The organism is Paraburkholderia sp. GAS448 (assembly GCF_050435685.1).
GTDB lineage: Bacteria > Pseudomonadota > Gammaproteobacteria > Burkholderiales > Burkholderiaceae > Paraburkholderia.
Window position 1 is genome coordinate 196085 of sequence record NZ_JBNDKT010000003.1, and the last position, 12498, is coordinate 208582.

Annotated in this window: 13 protein-coding genes; 7 read left to right on the top strand and 6 right to left on the bottom strand. The window is 65.0% G+C overall.

What is annotated here, in order from left to right:
* Positions 1-18 precede the first annotated feature (18 nt).
* Positions 19-834, top strand: coding sequence for an N-formylglutamate deformylase (gene hutG / locus P3T23_RS07320; protein WP_429315515.1), 816 nt, complete (start codon positions 19-21; stop codon positions 832-834).
* Between the two features lie 195 nt (positions 835-1029).
* Here hutG and P3T23_RS07325 read toward each other — a convergent pair whose 3' ends face one another.
* A complete protein-coding gene (locus tag P3T23_RS07325) occupies positions 1030-1161 on the bottom strand; it encodes a hypothetical protein (protein ID WP_429315516.1) in 132 nt (43 codons plus the stop codon).
* 76 nt (positions 1162-1237) lie between these two features.
* Here P3T23_RS07325 and P3T23_RS07330 point away from each other — a divergent pair, with 76 nt between their 5' ends.
* The gene (locus P3T23_RS07330) at positions 1238-1903 is read left to right on the top strand and encodes a hypothetical protein (RefSeq protein ID WP_429315784.1); all 666 of its coding nucleotides are present in this window, start codon (positions 1238-1240) and stop codon (positions 1901-1903) included.
* Positions 1904-1951: 48 nt separating this feature from the next.
* Here the strand turns inward: P3T23_RS07330 and P3T23_RS07335 are convergent, their stop codons facing one another.
* Positions 1952-2803: a LysR substrate-binding domain-containing protein gene (locus tag P3T23_RS07335; protein WP_429315517.1), complete on the bottom strand. Its 852-nt coding sequence runs from the start codon at positions 2801-2803 to the stop codon at positions 1952-1954.
* A gap of 117 nt (positions 2804-2920) precedes the next feature.
* Between P3T23_RS07335 and P3T23_RS07340 the strand changes: the two genes are divergently transcribed.
* Together P3T23_RS07340 and P3T23_RS07345 are read left to right on the top strand one after the other, a co-directional pair.
* A complete protein-coding gene (locus P3T23_RS07340) occupies positions 2921-4138 on the top strand; it encodes an aminotransferase class I/II-fold pyridoxal phosphate-dependent enzyme (protein WP_429315518.1) in 1218 nt (405 codons plus the stop codon).
* A gap of 93 nt (positions 4139-4231) precedes the next feature.
* On the top strand, positions 4232-5620 hold the full coding sequence (locus P3T23_RS07345; protein ID WP_429315519.1) for a DHA2 family efflux MFS transporter permease subunit: 1389 nt from the start codon (positions 4232-4234) through the stop codon (positions 5618-5620).
* A gap of 17 nt (positions 5621-5637) precedes the next feature.
* Here P3T23_RS07345 and P3T23_RS07350 read toward each other — a convergent pair whose 3' ends face one another.
* Positions 5638-6183, bottom strand: coding sequence for a hypothetical protein (locus tag P3T23_RS07350; protein ID WP_429315520.1), 546 nt, complete (start codon positions 6181-6183; stop codon positions 5638-5640).
* A gap of 110 nt (positions 6184-6293) precedes the next feature.
* On the opposite strand from P3T23_RS07350, the gene P3T23_RS07355 reads away from it, so the two are divergent.
* Together P3T23_RS07355 and P3T23_RS07360 are read left to right on the top strand one after the other, a co-directional pair.
* Positions 6294-7208, top strand: a complete 915-nt coding sequence (locus P3T23_RS07355; protein WP_429315521.1) for a helix-turn-helix domain-containing protein — start codon at positions 6294-6296, stop codon at positions 7206-7208.
* 86 nt (positions 7209-7294) lie between these two features.
* Positions 7295-9169, top strand: coding sequence for a DUF3857 domain-containing transglutaminase family protein (locus tag P3T23_RS07360; protein WP_429315522.1), 1875 nt, complete (start codon positions 7295-7297; stop codon positions 9167-9169).
* 76 nt (positions 9170-9245) lie between these two features.
* On the opposite strand, the gene P3T23_RS07365 is transcribed toward P3T23_RS07360, so the two are convergent.
* A complete protein-coding gene (locus P3T23_RS07365; protein WP_429315523.1) occupies positions 9246-10397 on the bottom strand; it encodes a branched-chain amino acid ABC transporter substrate-binding protein in 1152 nt (383 codons plus the stop codon).
* On the opposite strand from P3T23_RS07365, the gene P3T23_RS07370 reads away from it, so the two are divergent.
* The gene (locus P3T23_RS07370) at positions 10396-10608 is read left to right on the top strand and encodes a hypothetical protein (protein WP_429315524.1); all 213 of its coding nucleotides are present in this window, start codon (positions 10396-10398) and stop codon (positions 10606-10608) included. The genes P3T23_RS07365 and P3T23_RS07370 overlap by 2 nt on opposite strands.
* Before the next feature lie 182 nt (positions 10609-10790).
* Here P3T23_RS07370 and P3T23_RS07375 read toward each other — a convergent pair whose 3' ends face one another.
* Both P3T23_RS07375 and pdxY read right to left on the bottom strand, forming a co-directional pair.
* Entirely contained in the window at positions 10791-11252 is a 462-nt protein-coding gene (locus tag P3T23_RS07375; protein ID WP_429315525.1) for a hypothetical protein, read from the bottom strand.
* A 290-nt stretch (positions 11253-11542) separates the two neighbouring features.
* Positions 11543-12421 carry a pyridoxal kinase PdxY gene (pdxY, locus tag P3T23_RS07380; RefSeq protein WP_429315526.1) on the bottom strand — a complete coding sequence of 293 codons (879 nt, stop codon included), beginning with the start codon at positions 12419-12421 and terminating at the stop codon, positions 11543-11545.
* Between the last annotated feature and the right edge of the window lie 77 nt (positions 12422-12498).

Sequence of the window (12498 nt, forward strand, 5' to 3'; positions counted from 1 at the left end):
AACTGAACCCGGACTCACATGACTGCATCGAACTCCACACCGGTCTTCTCGCTGCACCAGGGAAGCCTGCCGCTTCTGATCTCGATTCCGCATCTGGGCACGCGCATCCCGGACGACATCGCCGCGACGATGACTCCGGTCGCCGCGCGCACCGACGACTGCGACTGGCATCTCGACCGCCTTTACGCGTTCGCCAAAAACCTCGGCGCATCAATCCTGACGCCGACCTACGCGCGTTATGTCATCGACCTGAACCGTCCGCCCGATGGCGCGAACCTGTATCCGGGGCAGGATACGACGGGCCTCCTGCCCGTCGATACGTTCGACAAGGAGCCGCTGTATCGCGACGGCCAGTTGCCCGACGACGCCGAAGTCGCCCGTCGCCGCGACGCATACTGGAAGCCGTACCACAACGCGATCGAGAGCGAACTCGCGGCGCTGAAGGCGAAGCACGGCAAGGTGCTGCTGTGGGAGGCGCATTCGATCCGCTCGCACGTGCCGCGCTTCTTCGAAGGGCGCCTGCCGGATTTCAACCTCGGCACGGCGAACGGCGCGAGCGCGGCAGCGGGGCTCGCCGACGAACTCGCGGCGATCGTCGAGGCCCATGGCGGCGGCTATACGGCGGTGGCCAACGGCCGCTTCAAGGGTGGTTACATCACGCGTCAGCATGGCCAGCCGGAGCAGGGCGTGCACGCGGTGCAGCTCGAACTGTCGCAGATTACCTACATGCAGGAGCAGATGCCGTATTCGTATGACGATGCGCTCGCCGCGAAGGTGCAGCCGGTACTCGAGGCACTGCTGAAGACCGCGCTGGCGCGGGTCGCGGCGGCCTGAGGCCCGGGAAAGCCGCTGCGCGGCGCATGTCGCCGCGCGTCTCGCGGCCTGTCCCGATGTGCTTCGAGGAGCGCGCCGCAAGCGGCGCCTCCTGCGCGGTTGCCAGATCAGGGGAAACACAAGCATATAGCGCGCCAACCCGCTCGGGCTGGCGCTCCCCGCGTGCCGCACGCCGTTACACCATCCTTCAGTCTGTCAGGAACGCTGCTCCGTTAGACGGGTCAACGGGTAACGCCGTCGATCCGGCGTTTGCAGCGCCGCGCGCGTCGGTGTGCACACGCCATACGTGCGGGTTGCGCGCAGCACGGCGAAGCGACTACCCTTCATGAAGACGACGCCTGCGGTACCGGCCGCGCAGTGGCGTCACGACAACATCGGGCGAGAAAAGATGGACGACTCATCGATGGAAGATTCCGAAGAATCCCAGCTCCCGGTCTGGCGGGCGAACCTTGCGGTGCTGACCCGCGAGGTGGGAGCTGTGACGCGGCTCGCGCGCATGATGACGTTTTCCGCGAGCTATCTGAAGCTGATGCTGTCCGGCCAGCGCGAGTTCAGCGAAGAGTTCGTGCGCGGTGTGGAGGCCGTGACGGGTCTGCCGGCGGGCTGGATGGACACGCCGCATGAAGAGGGCGACATTCCCGCCGATGCGCGCGCCGCGATCGACAACGAGGCGCCGCTTACGCGCTTTCGCGGCACGGCCCATCCCGTCCGCAAGAAATCGGTGCTGCGTCCGCCCGAGCCGATCTTCAGGCAACCGGGCGCTTCGCGACGCGCGGAGGAGGAAGCGTTCGATGCCGAGGCGCACCGGCGTCACGCGCATTTTCGCAAGGTCCGCGATCTTGCGGTGCAGGACGTGCGACGCTTCGAACGCTATTTGAGTCACCCGCCTGTCGAACTCAGCGTGGTTCGCGCCAAAGTCGAGGACGTGCTGGCCGCCACGGATCTCGACGGTCATGTCCATGCGGACCTGGAAGGCCGTCTTGAACAGATCGAAAAGCACCGCGATCTGCTGCTGCGGCATGTGGAGAAACTGCAGGAACTGCTGAACCGGCTTGGCGATGGCGACTGAGCGGCACCGACAGAGACTGACCGCCCCCGATTGCCCAGGCGCGCGCGTTTAAAGCCGCAGTTCAGTCAGGATCTGTTCGGCGAGAAAGTCACACGGCGGCCGGTTCGAGCGCGCGCTGCGCGCCAGTACGATCTCGAGTTCCGGGAGCTTCGGCAGCCCATGGGGGCGACCCAGCTGCACGAAATGCTGCGGCACTGCGCATCGCGCGAGCGGCGCAATCGCAAGTCCGGCCTCGACCATGCTGAAGAGTCCCATCAGGCTCGGGCTTTCATACGACGTGCGGTAAGCGATCTTCGCGCGCTCCAGCGCATGGATCGCATTGGCCCGCGCGACACTGCCGGCACCGAAGAGCGCAATCGGCAATGGCCGCTCCTTCCAGATTTCCCGTCCGCCTGCCGAGCCGGCCCAGACCATCGGCTCGAAGCGGATAAAGTCGCCGCTCAAGCCTTTCATGCGCGTGACGCAGGCAAGATCGACCTTGTTGTCGCGCACGAGCGGCGCGAGCGCGTGGCTCGGCAGACCCATCACCTGGATCTCGACTTTCGGATACGTCGCCGAAAACTTGCGCAGCACCGCAGGCAGCAACGACGACGCGTAATCGTCCGGCACACCGATCGACACCCGGCCTTTCACCTCGGGATGAACCATCGACGCCCATGCTTCGTCGCGCAAGGCGAGCATACGGCGCGCATAGGCGAGCAGCACCTGGCCGTCCTGGGTCAGTGTGACGCTGCGTGGGCCGCGCACGAAAAGCGGCTTGCCGAGCGCATCTTCCAACGCGCGGATCTGCATGCTCAACGCCGACTGCGACCGATGCACAAGCGCCGCCCCGCGCACGAAGCTGCCGGCGTCGGCGATCGCCACCACCATCGAGAGAACGTCGAGATCGAGTGCTTTCATCGGTATCAGAAAAACTGATCGAAAGATTCAATATAACGCGTTTGTCTGAACCTAGGGCGGCCCGCATACTGGCGGCAGTTCAACGATATGCCGCAAGCGCGGCCGGAGACTCACGCAATGCCGATGACCTACGAAGATTTCAAGAAACTGGGAATGCGCCTCGACATGTCGCGCGGCAAGCCTTCTGCCGCGCAGCTCGATCTGTCGCGCGCGCTGCTCGACGAAGCGGGCACGGTAGGGTTCGTGTCGCGCGATGGCATCGATTGCCGCAACTATGGGCACCTGCTGGGTTTGCCGGAAGCGCGCGAATTCGGCGCGGACCTGCTCGACGTGCCGGCTGCACAGGTGGTGGCCGCCGGCAATTCGAGCCTCGAGCTGATGCACGACGCACTCGCGTTCGCGATGCTCTCGGGCGTGCCCGGTGGCGACGCGTGGCGCAGGCATGACGACATCGCGTTTCTGTGTCCCGCGCCGGGCTATGACAGGCATTTCGCGATCTGCGAAGCGCTTGGCATCCGGATGATCGCTGTACCGTTCAACGACGACGGCCCGGATATGGATTTCGTCGAAGCCAAGGTGCGTGACGATGCTTCGATCAAGGGCATGTGGTGCGTGCCGCTCTACAGCAACCCGACGGGCGCGATCTGGTCGGCGCAGGTGGTGCAGCGCCTCGCGTCGATGCAAACCGCCGCGGCCGATTTTCGCCTGATGTGGGACGACGCATACCGCTTTCATCACCTGACCGAACACCATCACACGACGCCCGATATCCTCAAGGCATGCGAGAGAGCCGGCCATGCGGATCGCGCGCTGGTGTTCGCTTCGTTGTCGAAGGTCACCTTTGCGGGTGCCGCGATTGCATTTCTTGCGTCATCGCAGCGGAACATCGCGTGGTGGCAACAGCGTGTGTCGATTCGCTCTATCGGGCCAGACAAGCTGAACCAGTTGCGTCATGTGCGTTTGTTGCGCGACCGGGCGGGGCTCATGCGTTTGATGGAGCGTCATCGCGCCTTGTTGAAGCCGAAGTTCGACGCGGTCGTGGCGACGTTCGATGAGTGGCTCGGCGGCGTGCCGGATGTGTCGTGGAATGAGCCGCAGGGCGGTTACTTCATCAGCCTGTACGCACCGCGCGGGCTCGCGAAGCGGACCGTCACACTGGCTGCTGAAGCCGGGCTGGTGCTCACGCCCGCGGGCGCGGCGTTTCCCTATGGCATCGATCCTGATGACAGCCATCTGCGTATCGCGCCGTCGTTTCCTTCGCTCGACGAGGTGCGCGAGGCGGCGCGGGGCATTGCGCTGTCGCTGTTGAAGGCGATCGAAGAGACACGCCGCTGAAGGCTGTCATGGAGCGGCAGGCGAAGCGATAGCGAACAGAAGGGTGGATCGCGCAAATCTTCCCGCACGTGAGCATTTGCGGTAAAAGAGCGCATGACCGATCGCGCCCGACTCATTCCTCTCATCGTTGCCGCTCCACTGTTCCTGCAAAACCTCGACACGTCGATCATGGCGACGGCGTTGCCGTCGATTGCGCGTTCGCTCGATGTCGAAGCGCTGCATCTGAACCTGGCGATTACTTCCTATCTGCTGAGTCTCGCGGTGTTCCTGCCCGCCAGCGGCTGGCTGGCGGACCGCTTCGGCGCTCGACGGGTGTTCTGCACGGCGATCGCGCTCTTTTCCGCAGGCTCGGCGCTGTGCGGGCTCGCGGGGTCGCTGGGGCAACTGGTCCTCTTCCGCGTGCTGCAGGGGATGGGCGGGGCGATGATGGTGCCCGTCGGCCGGCTGATCCTGCTGCGTAACGTGCCGCCCGCGCGGATGGTCGCGGCGATGGTCTGGTTCACGGTGCCTGGCGCGGTCGGCCGTGTCGCCGGGCCGCTGTTCGGCGGCCTGATCGTGACCATTGCGTCATGGCGCTGGATCTTTCTGCTCAACGTGCCGTTTGGCGTGCTGGGCGTGATGATGGCGTGCGCCTTCGTCGACGATAGCCACGAGCCGCTCCACGAACGCTTCGACCTTGCCGGTTTCATCCTGCTGTCCACCGGCCTCGTTGGGCTGGTCGGCGGTCTCGATACTGCCGGCCGGGGGCTCGTGCCGCAGATGGTGACGTTCGCGTTCATCGGCATCGGTGCGTTGTCGTTGCTGGCGTACTGGCGCTATAGCCGGCGGAATGAACGCGCGATCATCGATCCGGGCATCCTGCGCTACAAGACATATCGCACGGCGGTGGTCGGCGGGATGCCGTTGCGGATTGCCATCGGCGCGTCGCCGTTCCTGCTGCCGCTGATGCTGCAACTCGGTTTCGGGCTTTCGCCGCTGCAGTCGGGCTCGCTCAGCGTGGCGACGGCAATCGGCTCGCTCAGCGTGCGCGCCGTGATGACGTCCGCGATCAGACGCATCGGCTTTCGCCGGCTGCTGATCGGCGCGACCCTCTTGACCGGCACGTTCTACGCCTGCTACGGGCTGTTCCGGCCCACGACGCCGCATCTGCTGATCTTCGTCGTGCTGCTGTTCGGCGGCCTGTTCAACTCGCTCGCGATGGTGACGCTCAACACGCTCGGCTACTCCGACGTGCCCAAGCCGACAATGAGCCGCGCTACTGCGCTGTCGAGCATGGCGCAACAACTGTCGATCAGCGTCGGCGTTGCGTTCGGCGCGTCGCTGCTCGCGTTGACCGCGCACCTGCACGGCGGCAGCGCCGCCCATCTGACGGCGCGCGACTTCTCGCCGGCCTTCGTGGTGGTCGGCATGCTGACGCTGTGTTCGCTGTTTTTCTTCGTGCAGCTTTCGCATGACGAAGGGGCGGAACTGCGGCAACGATAGCGCGCCGGTCTCACCTCTTACCGCATGCGCCGGGCAAGGAATTCGGCTTCGAGCCGCCACGTCACGCCATCGGGTTCGAGCGCAACGCCGGTCCAGCGGAAGGAATCGCTGGCGATATCCGTGAAATTCCAGCGGATCGGCGTGCCGTCCGCGTGCGCGCCGACCTGGATGATGTCGTGGCCGACGCGCCGTCCGATCAACTCGTCGCGCTGACCGGTCGCCGGGTTGAGATAGGTGACGCGCCATGCACGCAGCGTTGCGTCCCAGATGCGCAGCGTCGTGCCGTACATGTCGTCGCCTGCATCGAGGCGAGGCGTGCGCTGGCTGCGCGGCGGCATGATCCATACGTCCTGCACCGCCCGGCCTTCGAGCACCCAGGCGAAATGGCTCTCGCCCTTGATGTGTTGTGCGGCGACGTCGACGCGGTAGTGCCTGACGTCAAGTTCCCAGCTCCCGACGAGCCATCCGTAGACATCGTCGGCTTCGGGAATATCGGCTGCGCGGCCGGGCGCGGCGAGCGCCGGAAAAAAGCCCTGTTCGAGGTTCGCTTCGCTGAGGTTCATCCTGCGTGCTCCGTCGTGTGAAGAATTCATCGACACGCGCGCGGCGCAGCAAAACCGCGTTCGTTGCCGATGTGATAAAACAATCATACGGACCCGGGCGAGGTGACATCTTGGGGAAAATTGCCGCAGATCTGGAACAGGCGCTCGAGCAGCGTGCGCTCGCAGGCGGTCGTGGGCGGACTACCGCGCGTCCCGTCGCGGCGGGCGACGGCTGGGCGATCCACGACATGCTGTGCACCTTCGGCCCACACGATCACCCGTTCGAGGAACAGCACACGGACGTGTGCATCGCAATGGTGGTTGCCGGTTCGTTCACGTGCCGCGCGGATGTCGGGTGTGAACTGCTGACGCCGGGTTCACTGCTGCTCGGCAACACGGGCCAATGTTTCGAGTGCGGACATCGACACGGCGCGGGTGACCGCTGCCTGTCCGTGCGCTACACGCCCGCCTGGTTCGAGCGGCTGGCCGCAGACGCTGGCCTCGGCAGCCGCGATCTGGATTTCCGCCGTCTGCGCATTCCGCCCTTGCGGGTGCTGTCGCCGCTGATTGCGCGGGCCTGCGCCGGCGCAGCGGGGGGCGGGACGGCAACACAGCCGGCCTGGGATGAACTGGTCGTTCAACTGGCCGGGGCCACATTGCAGGCGACTCAGGAAGGCACGCGCCGTATGCCGAAGCCGACGCCCGCGGCCTGGTCGCGCGTCGCGCAGATCGTGCGCATGATCGACGGCACGCCCGATGCTTCCCACACGCTCAGCGGTCTGGCGCGCGCGGCATGCATGAGCGAATTCCATTTCCTGCGCACCTTTCAACAGGTGACCGGCGTGACGCCACATCAATACGTGCTGCGCGCGCGCCTTCGCGCAGCGGCGCTGCGGCTGGCAGACGATACGGCAAAAATCGTCGAGATCGCGCTGGACAGCGGCTTCAACGACATATCGAATTTCAATCACACGTTTCGTGCAGAGTTCGGCGTCAGCCCGCGCGCCTGGCGGGCCGGTGCGCAAAGCAGGGTGCACAACGCATGAGTGAGCGCCGTTTGTCGGGACGCCTGTTGCTCCGGTCATCGCGACGCTCCTGGCGCCGCACATTGCGCCGCTCATTCCGACATTTTGTGCACTTTGGCCTCGTCTCATCGCTGATCGCGTGCTGCGGCGTGACGATCGCGCACGCCGAAGACACCCCCGGTGCGGACGACGTCCCGCCGTCGGTGGTCGAACGCGACGTTCACCTGTTCATCGTGCAGAAAGACGGTTCCATCGAGGAACGCGACGACACGGTTCTGCGCGCGAACACGACGAGCGGCGTCGACGACATCGCGCAGCGCTATGTATGGTTCAACAGGGACATCGAGCAGGTCCAGTTGCTGGCGGCGGAGACGATCGGTCGCGATGGCGTTGCTCATCCGGTGGGCCCGGAAGGTATCCGCGATGTGCAGGAGCCGCGTTCTGCGGGAGCGCCGACCTTTGAGGACGGCGTGCTGCGCACTGTGATCTTTCCGGGCGTCGAGCCGGGCGCGCGCGTGCACCTCGCGTTTCGCAAGACGCGCTCGAAACCGCTGCAGGCAGGCACGTTTTCGTATTTCGTCGAACCGGCGCGCGGGCCGGTCGAGTTGCAGCAACTGATCTTCGATCTGCCTGCCGACGTGCCGCTGCATGCGGATGCACGCGGCTATGTGCCGCTTGATCCCGTGACGGAGAACGGCCGGACCCGCTACACGTTCGAGTATCGCCACGGGACGTACCCGCCGATCGAGAGCGGGGCGGTGGGCTACGCGACATGGGGCGACCGGCTGATGGTGTCCACCACACCGGATTTTGCGGCGTTCGCAGCGCGTTACCAGTCGGCCGCCGCAGACCCGACGACGGCCGATCCGGCGATCGTCGAACTGGTCCGCTCGCTGACCGCGCAGACCGACGCTCCGCGCACCCAGGCACAACTGCTATACGACTGGATGCGCTTCAACGTGCGCTACGTTGCGCTCTTTCTCGGCGAGACGGCGGCGAAACCCCATCGGGCGATCGACATCCTGCGCAACCGGTACGGCGACTGCAAGGATTACGTTGCGCTTTACGGCGCGCTGCTGGCGACGGTCGGCATCCGCAGCGAGCCCGTTTTGCTGAGCCTGGGGCCGGTCTATACGCTGCCATCGGTGCCGGGCTATGGCACGAGCGCGATCAATCACGCGATCCTCTGGATGCCCGATCTGGGACTTTACGCGGACGCCTCGGCGGGCGGTACGGCTTTCGGCTATCTGCCGGCGGGCGTCATGGACCGGCCTGTGCTGCTGGTCGGCGAGGGCGTGCTGTCGCGCACGCCCGCTGTGCAGCCACGCGGGCGCAGCGTGCGATTGCAGATCGACGTCGGCGCGGACGGAAACGCGACGTACATGTATCGCGTCGAGGATACGGGCGCGACCGCCGAGCCTGAGCGAAACATGTTCCGGCGCTCGACACATGCACGCGCCCAGCAGATCGCGTCCGACCGTTTGCGTCAGACGGGTTTGCACGGCACGGCGCAGATCCGCACGGGCGATCTTGCCGCAACGGATGGAGACTTCACGAGTTCGATCCAGGGCACGGTCGAACATCTGGTCTGGCCGGATGGCACGACCGCGCTGCCTGCACTGACGAGCCTGTCAGGCGGCATTGCGACGCAGGTTCAGACGTGGCTGGCGGAACCGGTGCGAACGCAACCGTATGTCTGTATCGGTGGAGATTTCGACGAGACTGCGCAGATCACGCTGCCGGCGAACGTGCGCGTTACCGATGTGCCGCGCGATGCTGCCGTGCGCGCACCGTCTTTCGACTATGCGTCGCACTATGTCTTCGATCCTGCTACGCGGACCTTACAGGTTACGCGGCGTTTGCATGCCGCGTTCGGGCACCAGGTGTGCTCGCCGGAAGAGTTTGCGCAGTCGCGTGCCGCGCTGGAGCGTGTCGAGCGGGACGCATTCTCGCAGGTGGTGGCGAAAGCCGAGGGAGGCTAGTCGAGGCTCGTGCCGCCCCGCGCGTTGAAAGCGGGACGGCACGGGGGTGGGTAAGACCGTTGCAGCGGAGGAAGGCCTAGCTGCCGCTCTTCGTGACCACCGGGACCCAGACACCGCCCTTCACCTGATACAGCGTGGACTGGGCATTCTTCAGCGCACCGGTGTTGTCGAACGAGATCGGCCCGGTCACACCTTCGAAGCTGATGGTCTTCAGCGCAGGGCGGTACACCGACGGCGTGGACGACTTCGCCGCCTGCATCGCCCTGATCGCCGCCCACGTCGCGTCATAGCCGAACGGCGCATAAGACAGGATATCGACGCCGTACTTCTTCCTGAACTTGTCGGAGAAGTCCTTGCCGCCGGGCAGTTGCGCGAGCGGCCTGCCGTATTCCCACGCCATCGCGCCGTCCGCTGCGTCGCCGGCCAGCTTCACGAACTCGGGATCCTCGACGCCGCCGCCGCCGAGCAACTGCGCCGTCATGCCAAGCTGTTTCATCTTCTTCGCGATGGCCGCTGCCTGATTGTCGAGGCCGCCGAAGAAAATCAGATCGGCGTTGGTCGCCTTGATCTTCGTCAGCTGGGTGCTGAAATCGACGGCGTGGTTGTCGGTGTATTCGCGCGTCACGATGTTGCCGCCGTGCGCTTTCACCGCCTTTTCGAACTCGTCGGCTTCGCCCTGACCGAACGCGGTCCGGTCGTCGATGATCGCGATCCGCTTCGCCTTCGTGACATCGACGGCATACGCGCCTGCATTGCCGGCGTTCTGGCCATCGGTAGAGATCACCATGAAGGTGTTCGCAAAGCCGCGGCCCGTGATGGTCGGGTTGGTTGCGGCCGGGTCGATCATCGGAATGCCGGCCTGCTCATAGATCTGCGAGGCCGGAATCGTCGTGCCTGAATTGAAGTGGCCGACCACCACCGATACGTTCTGGTCCACCAGCTTCTGCGCCGCCTGCACGCCGATACGCGGGTCGGCCTGATCGTCTTCGGACAGGAGGCTGAAATTCGCGACCTTGTCGCCGATCTTGATCTTCTGCGCGTTCGCCTCGTCGATCGCGAGCCGCACACCGTTCTCGAGATCCTTGCCGTAGCCGGCGTTCGCGCCCGTCAGCGGCGCGGCGAAACCGATCTTGACCGGCAGATCGTCCGCGAAGCTGGATAGCGGTGCGACCGACAACACGGCACCCAGCAGCACAGCGACAGGTTGCATCGTCTTGCGAAGACTCATGTTCTCTCCTTCCATCTACAAGGTTCAAGGGACGAAAACCGGCTCGATCATCTGCACCGGAGACACGCCGCGGATGAATGCGGGGAAATGCGCCTCCGGCCGGCTGCCCAAAGACAGCCTGATAAATCGCGGTGCATGGTACGTCTGGAAACAGAGACAGCTGACTGCCCGGTACGCCGCGATTGCAGTGATCAATCTGGCGCGAATATAGAAAGCCAATATGAGGTCGTCTTGGCAGTTCGCGGCGCTTTGACTGCGCATTTCAGCACAGACCAAAAATGGGAAGTAGAGCGGGTTTACTGCAGGAGGGTCAGTGGTGGGGGGAGAGTGGGGGAATGGCGTGCGCTGCAGCGCGACAAACTGAGAGCCGGCGCGCTTGCGCCGGCCCGCATATCACTGCTCGCCTTGCAGACGCAGCAGTTCCTCGCGCAGGCGCACGAGCGGTTCCTTGACGTCGTCGCTGGCCCACGTGTCGAGGTCGTCGATTGCGCGCATGCAGCCGTCCAGCACGATATCGAGATCGACCGGCACACCGTTCGCGAGCGCGAACTGGATCGTTTCCGCGAATTGCGCGCATTCGTCCGCGCCATACGAGATGTCGAGGTTGTCGGCGATCACGACCGCGATGTTGCTGCGTGCCTTGTCGTCGGCGGCGACGAGGTCGATGATGCCGCGCGCGACGTCCGGCGAGTAGTAAAGCGCGATGTCGAGCCATTGCGCCGGGTCGAAATCCGCTTCGCCGAACTGGTTCTCGAAGTACTCGATGGCTTCCTGTTCGTGCGCTTCGTCGGCATCGACGCTGATGCACAACTCCTCAAAATATTCTTCCCGCTCGCTGCGGATCTGTCCGTCCATCGGTGCCTCTTTACCTGTGCTGGGATGATGCTGGCGCGGAATGCGCGGCTCGAATTATAGGACGTCCCGCCGCTGTGCATCTGCACGCAGGTCCGCCACCACGAACCGGCCGCGGCCTGGTCGTTCATTGAGTAATCCGCAGGAAAGCTTTTCGCGCGCGGGGGATTTTCCACGGCGCTTCTCTCGCTAGACTGGTCAGTAGACGTGTATGCGCATCGAGCCAGCCGAAGGGGTGAGGGCTGAGCGCTGGGCGCGGACGATCGGGACGCCTGTTCTGAGTCGTTCCCGCGTCACTCGGTTTCGGCCGCCACCCACGCATCGAACCAGTCGCGCGGATGCGCGATTTCGTTCTGCGCCGCGACGAGTTCGAGCTCGTAGCGGTGCGCTTCCCAGGTCGCCTTGACGACGGCGTTCACGGCCGCGAGCGTATGTTCGAATGCCGAGCGCACCGGGTCGCCCAGCAGCGTGCGGGCGACGAACACCGCGCTCGTCAGGTCGCCGACACCAACCGGCTGGCGTGCGAACGGGTAGAGCGGGCGCTGCCCCATCCACGCTTCGCGCTCGGTGACGACCAGCATGTTGAAGCGGTCGGCCGGGCTGTTGCGGTCGAGCAGGTGTTTGACGAGCATGATCTTCGGCCCGCGGCTAATCACTTCGCGACACGCGGCGACGGCTTCCTCGACGGTTTCGATCTCGCGCCCGACGAGCCGCTGCAGTTCGGTATGGTTAGGCGCCATGCCGTCGGCGACCTCCGGCATCGTGCGCACGAGAAACTCCTCGATGCCGGGTTTGACCTTGCAGCCGCCCGCCGCGCTTTCCGGCGCGCCCATCACGGGGTCGCAGAAGTACCACGCATGCGGGTTGGCCGCCTTTACCGCACGTACGATCTCGATCACGGCTTCGCCCTGGTCGGGTGCGCCGAGGTAGCCTGACAACACCGCATCGCAGCGCGGCAGCACGCCGATCGCGCCGATGCCTTCGACGAGATCCAGCAGTTGCGCCGCGTCGATCGAACTGCCGGTCCAGTGCCCGTACTGCGTGTGATTCGAGAACTGCACGGTGTTGAGCGGCCAGACGTTGACACCGAGGCGTCGCATCGGGAATTCCGCCGCGCTATTGCCTGCATGACCGAAGACGACATGCGACTGGATGCTCAGGACGTTTTTCATGATCTGCATCGCCGGTGCGCCCGGTGCGCGCCTCTGGAATTGACGGGATGGGAACGCACGCCGCCGTCATGCCGCGA